Here is a 17,804-nt window from a genome sequence, read left to right as displayed (position 1 = left end):
GTAGATACCATCTCTTCTAATCAGCCTCAAGCTTTCTTTAAGTAGCTTGAGACTGATATTCAGTTTGATTCTTTACAACACCAAAGCAGATATGTGTCAGCTTTCTCATTGCAGCACCAATAGCCTGCATTTTTGTTTTACCTTGCCCCACTAATCGCTTATTTTGGGCTTTTATATCCGGATTATGTTGTACAGCGACTACAGCAGCCATATACAATTTAGCCCTTATATACCCAGGGCCTTCTTTGCTTAAGGTTGTTTTTCCAGTCCGTTTACCTGACTCATTAAGCTTAGGTATTAAGCCTAAGTAACACGCTAACTGCTTGGCATTTTTAAAGTGTTTACATGCCAGCAAGGACACCATTATACGTGATATCACCTCTCCAACACCTTTGATACTTTGAAGCAGTTGGCGGTTCTTTTTTAATTTCGGGTGTCTGTCAATATGCTCATCAATGTCATTTTTTAGCTCGACTATCTCAGTTTTTAGTACAGTTATCATATCTTCAATTGACTGAGTAACTCGAGTAGATGCACCAGAGAAACCAACAGCTTCATAACGATTTTCTTCGCGACGTAAGTCTTGCTCAAGTGCTTCAAGTCTCCGCGCCATTCGTTGTTAGCTTTGCTATCAAAGCCAATATCAGTTATTACTTTTTTCCAAAATGAAGTAATATTGATGCTTGTTGAAATCAAACACCACTTTTTATTGAGGTGAAGCGATACAAGCTGGGACCTGTCAATACCGCTAAATTATCGGCGTTACTTTTTGTGCCCAGCAATGATTAATAGCAAATCATGCCTTGAGGTAGGGTTTGACCCTAGATAAGGTATGAATTAACCCACTATACGTTTCACCAAGTAGAAATTCTTTTTACCGCGTTGAAGCAACCAGTACCGGTCGAACAGCGGGAAGTTCAAGCTAGAATTTTCTACATCAACTTTCTCGCCGTTCACTCTGATGGCTTGGCTATCAATTAGCTCTCGGGCAATGCGCTTTGATTTGGCTAAGCCTGATTCAACCAGAAGCTCTACTAAGTCTTGCTCAGCACTTTGCATGCTGGGTAAGCCATCGAGTTCCAACTGTTTCATCTCGCTCAAGCTCAATTGCTGCACGTTGTTGCTAAATAACGCTTGAGTGATTCGCTCTGCGCTTGCTAAACCTTCTTCACCGTGGACAAAGCGTGTCATTTGCTCCGCTAAAATACGCTGTGCTTGCGGTTTGCCTTTACTATCTTTGTCTTGAGTTTCAATCGCTGCGATTTCATCGCAGCTCAAGAAGGTGTAGTAACGTAGGAAGTCGTAAACATCTGTATCTTCCACCGATAACCAGAATTGGTAGAAGGTGTAGGGTGAAGTTTTACTTGGATCCAGCCACACAGCACCACCTTCAGTTTTGCCAAATTTAGTACCATCGGATTTGGTGATCAACGGTAAGGTTAAGCCAAATACTTGCTCACCATTTTGACGACGAGTAAGATCAATCCCACCTACAATGTTACCCCATTGATCATTACCACCGATTTGCAGACGACAGCCGTACTGACGGTTTAGCTCGGCGAAGTCGTAAGATTGCAGCAGCGCATAACTGAATTCGGTAAACGAGATACCTTGATCTGGGCGTTGTAAGCGTTGCTTTACCGATTCGCGACTAATCATGGTGTTTACAGAGAAGTGTTTACCCACGTCACGGAAGAAATCGATTACGTTAATTTGCTTAACCCAATCAGCATTATTGACCATAATCATTGGATTACTGACTTGCTTATTCATCAGTTGTTGGATCTGGTTCGATAGTTCTTGTATCCAACCCGTTACGGTTTCTTCTGAGTTTAAGCTTCGCTCTGTCGCTTTAAAACTCGGATCGCCAATCATACCCGTAGCACCACCGATCAGAGCAATGGCTCGGTGATCTGCATCTTGAAAACGCTTGAGCATAATCAAAGGTACTAGGTGACCAATGTGCAAACTACCTGCCGTTGGATCAAAACCACAGTACAAGGTTTGTGGCTCAGATAGTAGTTGTTTAACTTGATCTAAATCGCTAGCTTGGGCAATCAAGCCGCGAGCTTGTAAATCTTTAATTAGTGTCATCATCTTCTCTTTATCTGGTTTGGTTATACTCAGATTAAAAGACCAGATGGGATCGAGGTATATCCCTAAAGGGACATTTTGTTATCTTGATTGAGTGATCAAATGATTGAGAAATAACTGAAATAATTCACTTAGCGACGCAACATTCAACTGTGCATAGATACGCTTACGGTGGTTCTTTATTGTGCCTTCGGCAACACCTAACTGCTTTGAAATCTCTTTGCTGCCATTACCTTGCGCGATCAGTGCTGCTATTTCTTGCTCTCGCTTGGTAAGGACTGATTGCCCAAAGGACGCCAGTGCAGATTCAATCGCTGCACGTAGTTGCCCCGAATAGGCTGCAGGGCTGAAAACTGCCTCGGCGAGTGTAAACTCTGTCTGTTTCCAATGCTGCTGGCACAAAGACTGGATAATGGTGAAGTAAGATTTTAGCTTAGCTAATTGAGGCATGGTGAAGCGTTTGTCGTTTTCCATAAAACCGAAGTACAGTATAACCCAACGCGTCGGTTCGATTTCAATCAGCATGCTGAGTTCATCTTTCCAGCCGGTTTGATGGTAGAAGTGCTCACAGTAGGCTTGGTAATCGAGGTCGTTACGTGCGACGTCTTTGTCCACAATATCTTTAAGCGTAAAGATACCTTGTTCTTTGTTAGCGTTAAGCTTTTGATAAAACGGGTCACTTTGGAAAGATGTGGTGAGATAACGTTGGAACAGGAGATCGCGTTCATTTTCAATCGAATCATACAGATAGATAGGGCGTTTACCTTCTCGATAACCTAAGATCACAGCACAATCAAAATTCAATAATACGCTGATCACATGCATGAGTTTGGGTGTAAAGTTTGGTGAGTTAAGAGCAGAAATCGTATCTGCAAGATGTATGTTTAATTCGTCATTATGCATGTGATTCGAGAGTCGATAAAGGTTGGGATAAGAATAACGCAACAAGCTGCTATCCCAAAGTTATATGTTGTGTATGACAGAGTTTGGTCTGTCGGTTAAAAGCTTTCTAATATCTAAAACAATCTGTTAAATGTTAATTTAGAATGTACATAACCCAAAATTGTCCAAAAATAGGGTTGAGCGACCGTCTGTTTATCGCTCTTCGCTGACGTTAACTTAAATCTAATTATTTCAACATCCTTTAATATATTTCAAGTGCACTTTGTAGCCAATAAATGCTAGTTTAGTAGCAAATTAATTGAAGGGATAAATTATGAAACTTGAATCCTTAGCATTGCACCACGGGTATGAATCAGAGCCTACCACTAAATCAGCTGCGGTGCCGATTTATAATACCTCATCGTATACGTTTGATAATACACAGCACGGTGCTGATTTATTTGATTTAAAAGTACCGGGTAACATTTATACCCGTATCATGAACCCGACTAACGCGGTTCTTGAGCAACGTATTGCTGCAATGGAAGGGGGGATTGGTGCGTTAGCTGTGTCATCAGGTATGGCAGCGATTACTTATGCGATTCAATGTTTATGCGAAGTAGGTACTAATATCGTTAGTACCAGTCAGTTATATGGTGGAACCTACAACTTATTTGCCCATAGTTTGCCGCGCCAAGGCATTGAAGCACGCATGATTAAAGCTGATGACTTCGCGGCATTTGAACAGGCCATTGATGAAAATACCCGCGCAGTATTTTGTGAGTCAATAGGTAACCCTGCTGGGAACATTGTTGATATTGAACAGTTAGCGAAAATTGCTCACAGTAAAGGTGTCCCGCTGATTGTAGATAACACAGTAGCAACGCCTTATCTGTGCCGACCGTTTGAGTTGGGGGCAGATATCGTAGTGCATTCATTAACTAAATACATTAATGGTCATGGTACTGCAATTGGCGGGATGATAGTCGATTCAGGCAAATTCGATTGGAAAGCTAATGCAACTCGGTTTGCAATGATGAATGAACCTGATCCGTCATACCATAACGTGGTTTATACAGAGGCGTTTGCAGAAGCGGCATTTATCGGTCGTTGTCGCGTTGTGCCGCTGAGAAATACAGGGGCTGCCCTTGCTCCTAAGAATGCTGCGGATATTATGATTGGGCTTGAAACACTAGGCCTACGTATGGAGCGCCATTGTGAAAACGCGCAACAGCTTGCTGAGTATCTTGTAAATCACCCTAAGGTGCTTTGGGTTAATTATGCAGGGCTTGAATCTAGCCCTTATAATGCTATGAGCAAAAAAATAACGGGTGGTAAAGCATCAGGTATTTTAAGCTTTGGCATTGCTGGTGGTTTAGAGGCCGGAACTCGTTTTATTGATGCACTGAATATGGTGCTGCGATTAGTTAATATAGGTGATGCTAAATCGCTAGCGTGTCACCCTGCATCAACAACGCACCGTCAATTAAATGATCAAGAGCTTGAAAAAGCAGGTGTAAGCCGTGATTTGATTCGTCTTTCTGTTGGTATCGAGAGCATCGACGATATTATTGCCGATGTAAGCCAAGCATTAGATAAAGCCTAAAATCATTAAGAGCTGGGCGCAAATAAATTGTGCCCAGTCTTTAAATTATTTATCTGCTTGTATGTTTGAGTCATGCCTAGGAGTATGAAGTATTGCCTGCTTTTCAGCTTCAGATAATATAATCCAATCGAAAATCTCTTCGCTGGTACGGCCACATCCAGTGCAATAGCCTTTCAAACGGTGGCACTGCCCAATACAGTCTGTTTTATATGCTATTGCACTGTTACTTTTAGATGGCTTCATAATCTTATAGCTCTAAAATCAGATTTATTGGCTTAAGGCTAAATATTGAGTTATTTAGAGGCAATGGGTTTACCGATTTCTAAGGAAGTCGACCATGGTTTTGAACGAGACATTGTCTTACCTGTATGAATTGAAATAACTGGTGTAGACTCGTCAAGTACAAAGGTAGTGCGCAATGATTCAGCCGACTCTTTTTGCTCTTGATGCCAGTTATTTTGGACTAAGCAAGCTCGAGTGAAGTCAACGGCTTTTTGATGCATGGCCACCGCCTGATTTTGGTCTTGGTAACTCTCTTGACACTGGTATGTCACAGTATCAGCATCCAAGGCACTAATTTGACATTTATCACCAACAAGATCATATTTTGCAGTCCAATTTTCGGCGTATTTTGTTGTTACGCGAGTGCCTTTTAGTTTTTCAAAACGCGTGTCGTAGGCAGCTAATAAACCGTTGATTTTTTCGCATGGTGTAAGATTATCAATCGTAGCTTTTTGCTCAGGTGTTAGGCTTGTACAGCCAGATAAAATTAGGCCGCCAAGCAATATGGTTAAAGACTTTTTCATAGTGCGCTATCCTTTTGTAATAGCAGTTCCTTGATAATTACTTAAAGGATACCTAAGGGCTTGAAAAAATGCTATTAAAGCGACAAAAATAAAATAGCAAACGCCCTTAAGTCATTGGAGATGTGTAAGACTATTGTTTAACGTTCTCTACATTTTCTATTTTTACACTTCCTGAGCCATCAGTGAGTAGAGTAAAGCTTTGAGCTGTATCGATATAAATACCACCAGAACCATCGCTGACTGTAACTGCCCCCGATGTATTTTGAACATTAATAGTCCCTGATCCATCGTGAATTTTTACATCACTTAGACTGTTGGTAAGTTTAATGCTGCCAGAGCCGTCGTTGATCACTACTTTCCCCTCAATGTCGCGAGCATTAATTGAGCCAGACCCATCATCAATATTAAGAGTACCAGTAATATTGTTAATGATAATTTTACCTGAGCCGTCATGAATAGTTGTTGCCCCTGCATTGTCAATTGACAGTGAACCAGAGCCATCGTTAATGTTTAACTTAAATTTGGCAGGAATAGACACAGTAAGGTCAATGCGTGTAGGGTCTTCATCATGGTTATTACAGCTATTAGCTATTAGTTCGGCGCTTTTAGCGCGTTGTTTTAGTGATAAGCAATAATTGTTATGTGGTTGTTCTTGGTATATCTCAGCCTTTACTGTTACAGAATTTGTATTACTGCCCACTATGTTCAAAAAGCCAGAGCCCGCTTCAACAGTTAATGTTGAAAGTGATTGGCCATCTAGCGTAAGTTGTTTGGTTTCTTGTAATGTTAATTCGTTATTCCACGCTAACGCTTGAGTTGATAGCAAAATTGCACTTAGCAGTGTGAGGCGTTTGAATGTGTTAGTCATTATTATTCCCTTTCATTTATGTCGTGTTTTTAGTTTAGTCGCACAAAGCAATAAAAAGGTTTAAAGGAGAGGGCTATTTTTTAATTGCCTCTTATGTGTGCGCATCTAAAGCGCTTAGCCTATTTGTAAGTAATTGACTTAAATATCCTTTGCACAAAGAGAGGAGAATGAGGAATAAATGAGGGTAAAGCAAAAGTGTAATCGAAAAGTAGCGTCTCTTAGTCTATTTGTGAATTCTAATATAGTTAAGGATTTTTCAAACAAGGCGCTGAGCAAAGCCCAGCGCGTGTAGATAATTACTTATGGCGACCCTGTAGGCATGCAACCACATCTTTCAGCTCAAGGCCTTGGCGCTGTAGTAACACGATTAAGTGATACAACAAATCGGCAGATTCGTTAGTTAGCTCGTCGTTATCGTGCTTCATCGCGGCAAGGGCTACTTCAACGCCTTCTTCGCCGACCTTTTGGCAGCTACGGCTTAAGTCTTTGGCAAATAATGATGCGGTGTAGCTTTTTTCTGGGTCATCGTTTTTACGATCAACAATTACTTGTTCCAGCTGGGCTAAAAAGCTGAGACCTGGCTTTGCATCATCACCAAAGCAGCTTTGCGTGCCTAAGTGACACGTTGGGCCAAGTGGATTGGCAAGTACAAGAATTGAATCGTAATCGCAATCTGTATGCACCGACACTACTTCTAAGTAATTCTCAGAGGTTTCGCCTTTGGTCCATAAACGATTTTTTGAGCGCGAATAGAACGTCACTTTTTGCTTATCGAAGGTGACTTCAAGGGATTCTTGATTCATAAAGCCTTGCATCAAAATAACCCCAGTACGGGCATCTTGCACAATGGCGGGGATCAATTCGCTTTTAGCAAAATCGACTTGAGTTAGGTTTTCTTTAGTTAGTTGCATAGTCGCGCCGCCACTTGGTTATCTGTTAAATATTGTTTTAATTCGCCGATGTTGATCACATTCTTATGAAATACACTCGCTGCTAATGCGCCATCAACTTGGCTTTGTTGAAATACATCAACAAAATCTTGCATGGTGCCCGCACCGCCTGAAGCAATCAGTGGTATGTCACATAAAGCGCGCATTTTAGATAGCTGTTGGTTATCGTAGCCGTTACGTACACCGTCTTGGTTCATGCAATTTAGTACAATTTCACCTGCACCTAAATCTTGTACACGTTTAACCCACTCTTCGGTTTTGTAACGTGTGCGGCTAGATGCATTAGGATCGCCCGTGAGTTGATACACTAAGTACTCACCGGTGACTTCATCATAAAAACTATCAATACCGACCACCACGCACTGTTTACCAAATTCATCGTGTAGTTCTTTGATAAGCTCAGGGCGGGCAATAGCGGGGCTGTTAATACTGATTTTATCGGCGCCACGTTCAAGTACGCGTGCGGCATCAGCGACTGATTTAATACCACCAGCTACACAAAATGGAATGTCGATATGACGGGCAATGCTTTCAACCCAATTTACATCGAGTAAGCGCTTTTCAACACTGGCGCTAATTTCATAAAAGACCAGTTCGTCTGCGCCTGCTTCACTGTAAGCTTGGGCAAGAGTTAGAATATCGCCGACAATTTCGTGACCTTTAAACTTAACACCTTTAACGACTTGGCCGTCTTTAACATCTAAACACGGAATTATGCGTTTTGATAACATGCCAACGCCTCCTCAACATTAAATGCACCATCAAGAAGTGACTTACCTAAAATAACACCGCCAACACCCAGCTCTTTGAGTTTTTTAATATCATCAAGTGAGCTGACTCCGCCCGATGCTTGTACTTTTATATCGCTATTGTGGTTTGCTAAATCTTGGTACAGAGCAAATGAAGGGCCGGTCATGGTGCCGTCTTTACTGATGTCCGTGCATAGGAAGTCAATCACACCCAATGCCACATAAAAATCGATGAGTTCAAATAAACCAAATTCTGATTCACTTAACCAGCCGTGAGTCGCAGGTGCCCAGCCGCTGTCAGTTTTATTGACATCAAGGGCAATCACAAAATGTTTAGCACCAAATTTTTCAATCCAGCTTTTCACTTCATCGCGTTTTTCAACGGCCATTGAACCAATGACAACCTGATTTGCACCGGCGTTTAGCCAATCATTGACGTCTTGCTCAGTACGAATACCGCCGCCCACTTGATACGGTACGTTTAGTGCTTTGGTTGCAGCTTGAATATGCTGCCACTGCTTTTTACTTGGATCCCGTGCGCCTTCTAAATCAACAAGGTGTAATTTACCTGCGCCGCTTTGTGCATATTCTTGTAATCGTGCGCCTAACTCAAACGGGTAAAATTGTGCGGTATCGTATTTACCTTGATATAAACGCACGATTTGATTTTGTAATACATCTAATGCTGGAATAATCACGTTAAATTCTCTTTTAATTTTGTTTGCCAGCAGCTTATAGCTGCCAGTCTAAAAAGTTTTGTAATAACCGAGTACCGACTTTTGCGCTACGCTCAGGGTGAAATTGCATACCTGCATAGTTGTCGTTGGCTACAATCGCTGAGAACGTTTGCCCATATTCGCCGCTAACCAATGTTGCATCGTTAACGGTGTGGGCAAAACTGTGTACAAAATACACTTGGTCGTTTACATCAAGGCCTTTGGTTAATGCATGTTCGCCTTTAAGGGTAAGGTTGTTCCAGCCCATGTGCGGTGATGTTAAATTACCGACATCGAGCGCTTTTACTTGACCAGGTATTTTACCTAAACACTGCACGTTACCTTCTTCAGTGCTGTCGCATAAAAGTTGCATGCCTAAACAAATACCCATAAGCGGGCGTTGGTATTCATTTATTGCTTGTTGCCAACCACCTTCAACTAAGCGCTTCATAGCAACAGATGCATGGCCAACACCGGGTAAAATAGCGCGTTCAAAGTTTTTCAACTGCTCAGGTGAGGTGATCACTTCTGGCGTTTCGCCAAGGCGCTCAAAGGCAAAACGCACTGAATTTATATTGGCACAACCTGTATTGATGATGGCAATCATAAACACCCCTTAGAGCTGGCTGTTTGTTGGCTTGCATCAGCGGCTATAGCCATACGTAATGCACGTGAGAATGCTTTAAATAAGCCTTCAACTTGGTGATGGCAGTTACCGTCGCTAACCGATAAGATTAAACTCACAGCCGCGTTATCACTCAAACTTTTAAAGAAATGCTCAACCATTTGAACGTCTAAATCACCGGCTTTTTCACGGCTAAAGTTAGCATTTAATACAAATGATGCACGTCCTGATAAGTCAATTTGTGCCTCTGCTTTGCATTCATCCATTGGCAGCGCAAACCCATAGCGGGCAATTTGAGATTTAGTACCCAAAGCTTCTTTTAAAGCAAGGCCAAGTGCGATACCAATGTCTTCAACTAAGTGATGCTCATCAATGTGTAAGTCACCTTTAGCTTGAATATCGAGGCCGATGTTTGCGTGAGTACGAATTTGATCAAGCATGTGATCAAAAAAACCAAGGCCAGTGCTTATCTCACCATTTTTACTTTGGTCTAAATTGAGTTTTACATCAATTTGCGTTTCTTTGGTGTTGCGGGTAACACGACCTTGGCGGTCGGCAGTGGTAAGCTTGGTAACAATCGCGTTCCAATCACCGTCATACAAAATACCTTCACAGCATAAGTTTTGTGCCAAGCCAATATCTGTTTGGCGGTCGCCAATCACGAATGAACGGCCTAAATCGACTTTACCTGATCGCATGAGTTCGGTGAGTAAGCCAGTTTTAGGTTTGCGGCAATCGCAGTTTTGCTCATCAAAGTGAGGGCAAATTAGTACGTCGTCAAACTTAATCCCTTGGCTTGATAAAATATCCATCATTTTATTTTGAGCGATATCAAAATCAGCTGTTGGGAAGCTGTCTGTTCCTAAGCCATCTTGGTTTGATACCATGACTAAGCGATAACCCGCGCCTTGCAGTTGCAACAGGGCAGGGATCACATTAGGTAAAAACTCAAGTTTTTCAAGGCTATCGACTTGTTTGTCTGTCACCGGCTCTGAAATGATAGTGCCATCTCGGTCGATAAATAAATAGGGGTTACTCATGATACTTCCTGCTCTTTTTGCGCGGTTGATTGGCTCAGGCCATCTAACCAGATTTTTACTTGTTCTAATTCTTGCTCACTGCCGATAGAAATACGCAGCCAATCGTTTTCACCATACAAGGTAAATGCTCGCATTACTAAGCCTTGTTGTAGGGCAATATTAAAGCTGTTTTTATTGGCAAGCTTTAGAGTAACAAAGTTACCTTCACCGCTTAGTACATTTAATACTGCGGGTGAGGCTTTAAGCCACTGTTTTAGTTTTTCTTTTAAAGCATTTAAAATGCTAACTTGACGGCGCATTGAAGTAATGGCATCAGGGCTTAGGGCACTAGCTGCAATACTTGCCACCACTGTTGATACCGGGTACGGCGCTATGACTTTACGGATCGGTAGTAACACCTGCTCTTGTGCCAGCGTAAAGCCAGTGCGCAAACCTGCCAACGCAAATGCTTTAGAAAGTGTGCGAAGCACAACAACATTCGCGTAATCGCTGATGAGTTTACTGGCGCTTTGCTCTGGGCAAAATTCAATGTAGGCTTCATCAACAATAACCAGCGCTTTACCTTCAAGGGCAATTGCAATTGCTTTGATTTTATCAAGCGGCGTTAAGCTGCCTGTTGGGTTATTTGGGTTACAAATAAAGACTAATTTAGAGTCGCCAACAGCGCTGATAATGTCATCGACTGAACCCTCTAAAAGTAAAGCTTGGCTTAAGCCATTAATAGCAACATTATGAGTATCAGCGGTAACCTTATACATACCGTAAGTTGGTAAAAATAACGCAATGCTGTCTTTAGCTGGCTCACAGTATGTGCGTACAAGTAGCTCAATACCTTCATCTGCACCACGGGTCATTAATACTTGCTCAGTGCTAAGCCCTGCATATTGTGCATATCGGTTGATGACGCTCGCAGGTTGTGGATCTGGGTAGCGATTTAAATCGTCAATGTTGATATCAATACTTTTCACATACGGACTTTCGTTAGCATTAAGCCAGGTGGTGCCTGTTAATTTTTCACTCTTAGCTGAGCTGTACGCTGCTAATGCATCAATGTTGGCAGGTAGTAACGCATTATTGCTCATAATTCATTGCCTCTAAACGAACCTTTACTGCATTTGCGTGGGCATCGAGTCCTTCAGCATCAGCCAGTGGTAAAATTGCTTTTGATAAGTTTTTTAAACCATTTTGGGTAATGGTTTGCACCGTATATGTGCGGAAAAAATCGAGTAAATTTAAGCTCGAATACGTTGCGCTATAACCATAAGTTGGTAATACGTGGTTCGTACCGGAGGCATAATCACCCGCTGATTCAGGGGTATAATCACCCACAAATACAGAGCCTGCATTTTTAACTTTAGCTAAATGTGGGTTAGCATCGGCTAGTTGTAAAATTAGGTGTTCAGGACCATATTGAGCAGAAACATCAAATGCTTGCTCAATTGAATCAACCAAAATTAGCGACGAGTTAGCCAGTGCTTTTGCGGCGATATCTTGTCGCGATAGCTTAGCAAGCTGACGCTCGATTGCTTGCTGTGTGCGCTCAATGGTTAATTCACTATTACTTAGCAGGATTACTTGAGAGTCGGCACCGTGTTCAGCTTGTGACAATAAGTCAGCGGCAATAAATTCAGGGTTTGCGCGTTCGTCCGCGATAACTAAAACTTCTGAAGGACCTGCTGGCATGTCAATTGCCATTCCGGGTATTGTTTGAGCGACTAATTGCTTAGCCATAGTGACAAAACTATTGCCTGGGCCAAAAATTTTATTCACTTTTGGTACAGAGCCAGTGCCATAGGCCATGGCGGCGATTGCACCTGCGCCGCCACTTTCTACGATTGTTGTGATTCCGCATAATTTAGCCGCATATAAAATTGCTGGATTGATTTGCGCATCGCCTTGCACTGGTGTGGTTAAAACAACTGTTTTAGCACCACTTAATTGGGCAAGTACGCCTTGCATAATAACCGAAGAAGGTAGTGGCGCACTACCACCAGGGACATATATACCAACGGCTTCAATGGCTTGATATTTCAGCTCACACAACACACCAGGTTGTGTGGTTAACTGAATATCTTTTGGCAATTGTGCTTGGTGAAAACGTTTAACATTTGCATACGCTGTATCAATAGCATATTTAAGTTCTGGACTTAATTGCTGTGCCGCATTATTAATTTCTTCAATTGGCACTAATAATCGTGGCGTTGGACGATTATCAAATTCTTTCGCCATGTCGAGCAAAGCATCATCACCTTGCTCTTTTACATTTGCCATAATAGTTTGGCAAATGTCTTCTACCTTTGCACTTGCACTTATTGCAGGGCGCATTAGCGCCGCTGCTTGTGCCTCTGCGGATACCTCATTCCAGCGCAGCATTGAATTACTCCATCATTTTTTCAATTGGCATAACTAAGATAGAGTTTGCGCCTAACGCTTTTAATTGCTCCATCGTTTCCCAAAATAGTGTTTCGCTGCTCACCATGTGCAGTGCAACATATTCATCAGAACCAGCTAAAGCAAGAAGTGTAGGTTGGCCAGTGCCAGGCAGTAGGTCACAAATCTCATCAAGCTTATTTTTTGGTGCGTGAAGCATGATGTATTTGCTTTCTTTAGCTTGTTTAACACCACGTAAACGCGGCATAAGCTTATTAATAAGGGCGAGCTTGTCAGAGTCTTGTAAGTCTTTATTTTGAATTAAACACGCGTTTGACTCTAAGATAGTGTCACCTTGCATCAAGCCATTCGCTTCAAGTGTTGCACCGGTAGATACTAAATCACAAATTGCATCGGCAAGACCTGCACGAGGCGCTACTTCCACTGAGCCTGTTAGCATAACAGTGCTTGCGTTAATGCCTTCACGTTTTAAGTATTGCGTTAGAATTTCTGGGTAAGTGGTTGCAATACGTTTGCCTTCAAACCAGCTTTTATCTTGTGGCCCAAGTTCAGATGGCCACGCAAGTGCAAGGCGGCAATACCCAAAATCAAGTTTAGCAAGTTTATTTACTTCGCTTGGCACGCCTTGGCGTTCACGCTCAGCTTGCACTTCAACAAGCACATTTTCGCCTACAATACCTAGGTCACACACACCGTCCATGACAAGGCCAGGGATATCGTCATCGCGCACACGAAGTACGTCAATTGGCATATTAGTTGAGTGTGCAATTAAACGTTGTTCACGTAAATTAAGCTTAACACCTAATTGTTTTAGTAAGTCTTGGCAATCTTTAGAAAGGCGGCCACCTTTTTGGATGGCGATACGTAGACGGTTGCTGTTACTCATTATTCATTTTCCTTTAATTTAAAAACTAAAAACCCCGAGGGAACCTCAGGGCGAAAATGAATCTTTTATGTTGATTCGCCAGAGGTTCCTTTTAGGAATAACCTCTCAGCGAAAGACCTGACAGGTTATTCCGGTGAATGGTGGTGATGATGTACTGTTGTCAGGTTTAAGCGCATTATAATATTTCCTAAATGACTTTTGTTTTGTATTACAGTGTCGAAACAAAAGTTTTTAATCTGTTTAAGTAAATTTCACATATAGAAAAACATATTTTTGTTATAGCTGGCAAGTTTTTTTTGCATAAATTAAAGAATAAGCTATAACGGCCGATGATAAGAGTGACCAAAGGAGGAACATATGGATATTATGATCCCTTACATAGGGCAAATAACTCGATTACAGGTTGAGTCTAAAGGTGCTTTTCATATTGCGGGGCTAAAAGACTCGAACGCGCAGCGAATTGAACGGGAAAAACGGCAAAAAAGAGAGTTAGAACGGCAAACTAAAATGGCAGAAAAAGCTGTGCAAGACAGAAAAAAACAGCAAGAAAACAACAGCGATGATGACAAGCACTTAGATACGTGGGCGTAAAAGGTGTGATAGTTTATTCATCCCAAGAGCATAATTAATTAGTTTTAACTTAACCGCGATAAGCTTATCGCGGCGAGAGTTATTCAATTTTACTTTTCTTTGTTGGCACTGATACTACTTTCAATGAGAGGGGAAATAGTTAGACCTTGTACAATAATAGAGAATATCACGACCACATAAGTAATTATAACAATAAGATTGTGTAAATCCGATTGCCCAATAAACACCTCATCACGTGGGATTGCCGCGGCCATTGCCAGTGCCAAACCACCACGCAAGCCCCCCCAAGTTAAAATTTTCACTGTGTGTTTGTCATAGTGTCGAAATTTCTTAAAGAAGATAAACGGTGCGCCAACACTGATAAAACGGGCAAAAAGCACCATGGGTACCATAAGTAAACCCAAGCCAATTTCAGCTAAGCTGATGGGCATAGTGACAATTAGCATACCAATAATCAAAAACAATAATGCATTTAGAAAACTATCAGTGGCGTGCCAAAAATCTTTTACGTATCGAGTATCTTCAGGCCCTGTGCGCTCAGTGGCCTTGCTACGGGTGATATTACCAAGCAATATTCCGCTGGTGACCATGGCCAATGCACCTGATATTTCCCAAATATTGGCAGCGGCAAATCCTGCTGTTGGGATAGTTAAAGTAAGTAATAAACGAATGTTGACATCGCGGCTGTTAATTATTAAAAAATGACCCACTAGCGCAATAACTAAACCAAACGCAATACCACCAATAGCATCAACTAAGAATAACTCGCCTACATCAACTACCGTTGCTTCAGTGCCATAAAACGCCACTGCAAAAATGGTGGTGAAGATCACTAAACCAATACCATCGTTAAACAGTGACTCGCCTTCAACCTGTACAGATATTCCTTCTGGAGCACGCATTTGTTTGATAATAGCAAGTACAGCGATAGGGTCGGTTGGGCTGATCAGTGCACCAAACAATAAACAGTAAATAAAGGGCACAGACCACCCGAGTAGCTCAAATGCGTAAAAGCTTAAATAACCAATGATGAATGTTGAAGCCAAGGTTGAAAATAACACTAAAGCAGTGATTTCCCAGCGTTGCATTTTCAACGCCGCGAGGTTGATTTCTAGCGCACCAGCAAACAGCAGAAACCCTAGCATCCCTTTGAGTAATAATTGGTTAAAATTAATACTTGAAACAACTTGGGTGATTTCAAGTGCAGTAGAATCGCCTTGTAGTTTTACTGCTAAAATTAACAATAATGAAATCACAACTGAGCCTGTCGTTATGGCAATGGTGGTTTGCATTTTCAGTATATATTGGTTGGCAAAAGCGATAAAAATTGCAATTGCAGATAAAAAACAGATCAGATACCAAGCATTCATAGATTAGCCTTCAATAATGTGAACCGGTATTTACACATAATCCATTAAAATAGTTATGTGTTGTAATGTATTTGTCAGTTTTAAGCGATGTTATTCGGCTTTGACTATAGTGGGTGAGATTCACCATAACTCTATGGTACTCCTGTCTTTTCATAAGCCACAATGAATACATATTTTTTATAATACGATTCTATTCATTCTTATATACTTTTGAAACTTAACCTCCAATAAGTTTTAGAATGTTGCATTCACTTGCTCTAGGGGGATACCTTACGTAAAATCCTGCTATTATATTTAGTAAAGTGATCGTTATTATCAAACAGCTATTCAGTGCAACAGGCCCATTAGCGCTTTCCCTTGATGGATACACACCTAGGCAACCACAAATTGATATGGCTGTTGCGGTAAGCGAAGCACTGAAAAACCGTTCTCAACTTGTAGTTGAAGCGGGTACAGGGACGGGGAAAACCTACGCTTATTTAGCGCCTGCATTAAAGTCTAAAGGCAAAACCATTATTTCAACGGGGACAAAGGCGCTGCAAGAGCAACTTTATCATCGTGATTTACCTCAATTGGTTAAAGCTTTAGGCGCTAGTAAAAAAACGGCCTTATTAAAAGGGCGCAGCAACTACTTATGTACCTACCGGCTGAATCAACATGTTGCTCATGTGCCAACAGATGACTCTGATGTCATGCATCAACTCGCTATGGTGGCTAAATTTGCTAGTGAAACTCATACCGGTGATTTAGCCGATTGTATTGGTATCGAAGAAGATGCCAAAGTGCTCCCTTATGTTAGCTCCACGGCTGATAATTGTTTAGGTAAAGAGTGTCCTGATTTTCAAGAATGTTATATCCGAAAAGCACGGTTAACAGCTATGGAAGCCGACGTTGTGGTTGTAAATCATCATTTATTTTTTGCCGATATGGCAGTGAAGGATACAGGTTTTGCTGAACTAATCCCCACTGCAGACGCCTATATTTTTGATGAAGCACATCAGCTCAGTGAAATTGCCAGTGATTATTTTGGTGAAAGTGTCAGTACTAAAAAGTTAGTCGATTTGATTAATGATTTACGTGCTATTTATCGTGCTGAAATTCCAGATATGCTGCAATTAGGTAAAACGCTTAATAAGTTAGAGACCAGTGTAGCTGATTTACGTTTACAGTTTGGCTTAGACAGTAACCGTGGGGACTGGCGAGAAAAACTTGCCAATAAGGAAGTATGTGCAGCCTTGCATCGAGTGATCAGTGATCTAGATTTTCTATATCAAGTGTTGAAGCATTGTTTAGATCGAAGTGACAAAATAGAGCACCCTTTTGAGCGAACCCTTGCATTCAAAGGGCAATTAGAACGTGTATTTGACATTAGCCAAACGGGTTACAGTTACTGGTATGAAACGACACGGCGCTACTTAACCGTGCATGTTACACCATTGAATGTGTCCGTTAAGTTTGCACAAATGATGCAAGAGACTGGCGCCGGTTTTGTATTTACCTCGGCTACTTTATCGGTTGATAATGGCCTTGAACATTTTAATGCAAGCCTGGGTCTTAAACCTGCACAAAGCATGATGGTAGATAGTCCGTTTGATTATTATGAGCAAGCATTGTTATGCCTCCCACGTTACCTACCAGAGACGCATGCCGCTAATATGCCACATGCGATTATTAAGCATACTTTGGCATTGATAAAGTCTGCAAAGGGACGCTGTTTTGTCTTATTTACTAGTTATCGAATGATGCATTTAGTTGCCGAAGGGTTGAGTACACAAATAGACTACCCTATTTATATGCAAGGCCAAATGTCTAAACGCATCATACTAGAAAAGTTTACCCGCCATGGTAATGCTGTATTATTAGGCACAGCTTCGTTCTGGGAAGGGGTTGATGTCAGAGGTAGTACGTTAAGTTGTGTTATCATAGATAAGTTACCATTTGCAGCCCCCGATGACCCGTTATTACAAGCAAAAATGCAGGATGCACAAATGCAAGGGCACGACCCTTTTGCTTATATTCAATTGCCTCAAGCGGTTATCGCACTAAAACAAGGGGTGGGGCGATTAATTCGTGATAATAAAGATAAAGGTGTATTAGTCATTTGTGACAATCGCTTAGTTACCCGCCAATATGGCCAAGTTTTTTTGAAAAGTTTACCGCCAATGCGCCGTACCAGAAGCATTGAAGTGGCGAGTGAGTTTTTAGAACAGATAAATTAGAGAAATCAAAC

At 41.6% G+C, this 17,804-nt stretch carries 18 protein-coding genes; 3 read left to right on the top strand and 15 right to left on the bottom strand.

Annotated features, from left to right (window positions below; translation table 11 throughout):
• Nucleotides 1–37 precede the first annotated feature (37 nt).
• The 3 genes from AAEU30_RS12275 to AAEU30_RS12265 all read right to left on the bottom strand — a co-directional run bounded on the left by AAEU30_RS12275 (nucleotide 38) and on the right by AAEU30_RS12265 (nucleotide 2,997).
• On the bottom strand, nucleotides 38–613 hold the full coding sequence (locus AAEU30_RS12275) for a transposase (protein WP_421960746.1): 576 nt from the start codon (nucleotides 611–613) through the stop codon (nucleotides 38–40).
• Between the two features lie 224 nt (nucleotides 614–837).
• Nucleotides 838–2,097 (bottom strand): tyrosine--tRNA ligase, encoded by a 1,260-nt coding sequence (gene tyrS / locus AAEU30_RS12270; protein ID WP_421960745.1) that lies wholly within the window; start codon nucleotides 2,095–2,097, stop codon nucleotides 838–840.
• A 78-nt stretch (nucleotides 2,098–2,175) separates the two neighbouring features.
• Nucleotides 2,176–2,997: a LuxR C-terminal-related transcriptional regulator gene (locus AAEU30_RS12265; protein WP_421960744.1), complete on the bottom strand. Its 822-nt coding sequence runs from the start codon at nucleotides 2,995–2,997 to the stop codon at nucleotides 2,176–2,178.
• 313 nt (nucleotides 2,998–3,310) lie between these two features.
• Between AAEU30_RS12265 and AAEU30_RS12260 the strand changes: the two genes are divergently transcribed.
• Complete coding sequence (locus AAEU30_RS12260) at nucleotides 3,311–4,582, top strand: O-acetylhomoserine aminocarboxypropyltransferase/cysteine synthase family protein (RefSeq protein WP_421960743.1); 1,272 nt, start codon at nucleotides 3,311–3,313, stop codon at nucleotides 4,580–4,582.
• A gap of 45 nt (nucleotides 4,583–4,627) precedes the next feature.
• Here the strand turns inward: AAEU30_RS12260 and AAEU30_RS12255 are convergent, their stop codons facing one another.
• The 11 genes from AAEU30_RS12255 to hisG form a co-directional block, all read right to left on the bottom strand.
• Nucleotides 4,628–4,825 (bottom strand): DUF1289 domain-containing protein, encoded by a 198-nt coding sequence (locus AAEU30_RS12255; RefSeq protein WP_087531510.1) that lies wholly within the window; start codon nucleotides 4,823–4,825, stop codon nucleotides 4,628–4,630.
• 50 nt (nucleotides 4,826–4,875) lie between these two features.
• Nucleotides 4,876–5,388, bottom strand: coding sequence for a hypothetical protein (locus tag AAEU30_RS12250; RefSeq protein WP_421960742.1), 513 nt, complete (start codon nucleotides 5,386–5,388; stop codon nucleotides 4,876–4,878).
• 130 nt (nucleotides 5,389–5,518) lie between these two features.
• Complete coding sequence (locus AAEU30_RS12245; RefSeq protein ID WP_421960741.1) at nucleotides 5,519–6,256, bottom strand: DUF4097 family beta strand repeat-containing protein; 738 nt, start codon at nucleotides 6,254–6,256, stop codon at nucleotides 5,519–5,521.
• 296 nt (nucleotides 6,257–6,552) lie between these two features.
• Nucleotides 6,553–7,167: a bifunctional phosphoribosyl-AMP cyclohydrolase/phosphoribosyl-ATP diphosphatase HisIE gene (hisIE, locus tag AAEU30_RS12240; RefSeq protein WP_421960740.1), complete on the bottom strand. Its 615-nt coding sequence runs from the start codon at nucleotides 7,165–7,167 to the stop codon at nucleotides 6,553–6,555.
• Nucleotides 7,158–7,937: an imidazole glycerol phosphate synthase subunit HisF gene (gene hisF, locus AAEU30_RS12235; protein WP_309038064.1), complete on the bottom strand. Its 780-nt coding sequence runs from the start codon at nucleotides 7,935–7,937 to the stop codon at nucleotides 7,158–7,160. The genes hisIE and hisF overlap by 10 nt, the downstream gene beginning before the upstream one ends.
• Nucleotides 7,919–8,653 carry a 1-(5-phosphoribosyl)-5-[(5-phosphoribosylamino)methylideneamino] imidazole-4-carboxamide isomerase gene (locus AAEU30_RS12230; RefSeq protein WP_421960739.1) on the bottom strand — a complete coding sequence of 245 codons (735 nt, stop codon included), beginning with the start codon at nucleotides 8,651–8,653 and terminating at the stop codon, nucleotides 7,919–7,921. Before AAEU30_RS12230 ends, hisF begins: the two co-directional genes overlap by 19 nt.
• A gap of 34 nt (nucleotides 8,654–8,687) precedes the next feature.
• Entirely contained in the window at nucleotides 8,688–9,278 is a 591-nt protein-coding gene (hisH, locus tag AAEU30_RS12225) for an imidazole glycerol phosphate synthase subunit HisH (RefSeq protein ID WP_421960738.1), read from the bottom strand.
• Nucleotides 9,275–10,336, bottom strand: coding sequence for a bifunctional histidinol-phosphatase/imidazoleglycerol-phosphate dehydratase HisB (gene hisB, locus AAEU30_RS12220; RefSeq protein ID WP_421960737.1), 1,062 nt, complete (start codon nucleotides 10,334–10,336; stop codon nucleotides 9,275–9,277). The genes hisH and hisB overlap by 4 nt, the downstream gene beginning before the upstream one ends.
• Nucleotides 10,333–11,418 carry a histidinol-phosphate transaminase gene (hisC, locus tag AAEU30_RS12215; RefSeq protein WP_421960736.1) on the bottom strand — a complete coding sequence of 362 codons (1,086 nt, stop codon included), beginning with the start codon at nucleotides 11,416–11,418 and terminating at the stop codon, nucleotides 10,333–10,335. Before hisC ends, hisB begins: the two co-directional genes overlap by 4 nt.
• Nucleotides 11,408–12,709 carry a histidinol dehydrogenase gene (hisD, locus tag AAEU30_RS12210; protein WP_421960735.1) on the bottom strand — a complete coding sequence of 434 codons (1,302 nt, stop codon included), beginning with the start codon at nucleotides 12,707–12,709 and terminating at the stop codon, nucleotides 11,408–11,410. The genes hisC and hisD overlap by 11 nt, the downstream gene beginning before the upstream one ends.
• A gap of 4 nt (nucleotides 12,710–12,713) precedes the next feature.
• Nucleotides 12,714–13,613 carry an ATP phosphoribosyltransferase gene (gene hisG / locus AAEU30_RS12205; RefSeq protein WP_421960734.1) on the bottom strand — a complete coding sequence of 300 codons (900 nt, stop codon included), beginning with the start codon at nucleotides 13,611–13,613 and terminating at the stop codon, nucleotides 12,714–12,716.
• A 357-nt stretch (nucleotides 13,614–13,970) separates the two neighbouring features.
• On the opposite strand from hisG, the gene AAEU30_RS12200 reads away from it, so the two are divergent.
• Nucleotides 13,971–14,204: a hypothetical protein gene (locus AAEU30_RS12200; RefSeq protein WP_421960733.1), complete on the top strand. Its 234-nt coding sequence runs from the start codon at nucleotides 13,971–13,973 to the stop codon at nucleotides 14,202–14,204.
• Nucleotides 14,205–14,293: 89 nt separating this feature from the next.
• On the opposite strand, the gene AAEU30_RS12195 is transcribed toward AAEU30_RS12200, so the two are convergent.
• On the bottom strand, nucleotides 14,294–15,574 hold the full coding sequence (locus AAEU30_RS12195; RefSeq protein ID WP_421960732.1) for a cation:proton antiporter: 1,281 nt from the start codon (nucleotides 15,572–15,574) through the stop codon (nucleotides 14,294–14,296).
• Nucleotides 15,575–15,876: 302 nt separating this feature from the next.
• Here AAEU30_RS12195 and yoaA point away from each other — a divergent pair, with 302 nt between their 5' ends.
• Complete coding sequence (yoaA, locus tag AAEU30_RS12190; protein ID WP_421960731.1) at nucleotides 15,877–17,793, top strand: DNA repair helicase YoaA; 1,917 nt, start codon at nucleotides 15,877–15,879, stop codon at nucleotides 17,791–17,793.
• Nucleotides 17,794–17,804: the final 11 nt, after the last annotated feature.

It is taken from the genome of Pseudoalteromonas mucoides, assembly GCF_049257175.1.
Taxonomy (GTDB): Bacteria; Pseudomonadota; Gammaproteobacteria; order Enterobacterales; family Alteromonadaceae; genus Pseudoalteromonas.
This window is presented reverse-complemented; position numbering and strand designations above follow the sequence as displayed.

Bases quoted from the DNA above. Each gene is read 5' to 3' on its own strand.
- hisG (WP_421960734.1), bottom strand. From the start codon at position 13,613: ATGAGTAACAGCAACCGTCTACGTATCGCCATCCAAAAAGGTGGCCGC.
- hisH (WP_421960738.1), bottom strand. From the start codon at position 9,278: ATGATTGCCATCATCAATACAGGTTGTGCCAATATAAATTCAGTGCGT.
- hisD (WP_421960735.1), bottom strand. From the start codon at position 12,709: ATGCTGCGCTGGAATGAGGTATCCGCAGAGGCACAAGCAGCGGCGCTA.
- AAEU30_RS12275 (WP_421960746.1), bottom strand. From the start codon at position 613: ATGGCGCGGAGACTTGAAGCACTTGAGCAAGACTTACGTCGCGAAGAA.
- AAEU30_RS12260 (WP_421960743.1), top strand. From the start codon at position 3,311: ATGAAACTTGAATCCTTAGCATTGCACCACGGGTATGAATCAGAGCCT.
- AAEU30_RS12255 (WP_087531510.1), bottom strand. From the start codon at position 4,825: ATGAAGCCATCTAAAAGTAACAGTGCAATAGCATATAAAACAGACTGT.
- AAEU30_RS12200 (WP_421960733.1), top strand. From the start codon at position 13,971: ATGGATATTATGATCCCTTACATAGGGCAAATAACTCGATTACAGGTT.
- hisB (WP_421960737.1), bottom strand. From the start codon at position 10,336: ATGAGTAACCCCTATTTATTTATCGACCGAGATGGCACTATCATTTCA.
- AAEU30_RS12250 (WP_421960742.1), bottom strand. From the start codon at position 5,388: ATGAAAAAGTCTTTAACCATATTGCTTGGCGGCCTAATTTTATCTGGC.
- hisF (WP_309038064.1), bottom strand. From the start codon at position 7,937: ATGTTATCAAAACGCATAATTCCGTGTTTAGATGTTAAAGACGGCCAA.
- AAEU30_RS12265 (WP_421960744.1), bottom strand. From the start codon at position 2,997: ATGCATAATGACGAATTAAACATACATCTTGCAGATACGATTTCTGCT.
- tyrS (WP_421960745.1), bottom strand. From the start codon at position 2,097: ATGATGACACTAATTAAAGATTTACAAGCTCGCGGCTTGATTGCCCAA.
- hisC (WP_421960736.1), bottom strand. From the start codon at position 11,418: ATGAGCAATAATGCGTTACTACCTGCCAACATTGATGCATTAGCAGCG.
- AAEU30_RS12195 (WP_421960732.1), bottom strand. From the start codon at position 15,574: ATGAATGCTTGGTATCTGATCTGTTTTTTATCTGCAATTGCAATTTTT.
- AAEU30_RS12245 (WP_421960741.1), bottom strand. From the start codon at position 6,256: ATGACTAACACATTCAAACGCCTCACACTGCTAAGTGCAATTTTGCTA.
- hisIE (WP_421960740.1), bottom strand. From the start codon at position 7,167: ATGCAACTAACTAAAGAAAACCTAACTCAAGTCGATTTTGCTAAAAGC.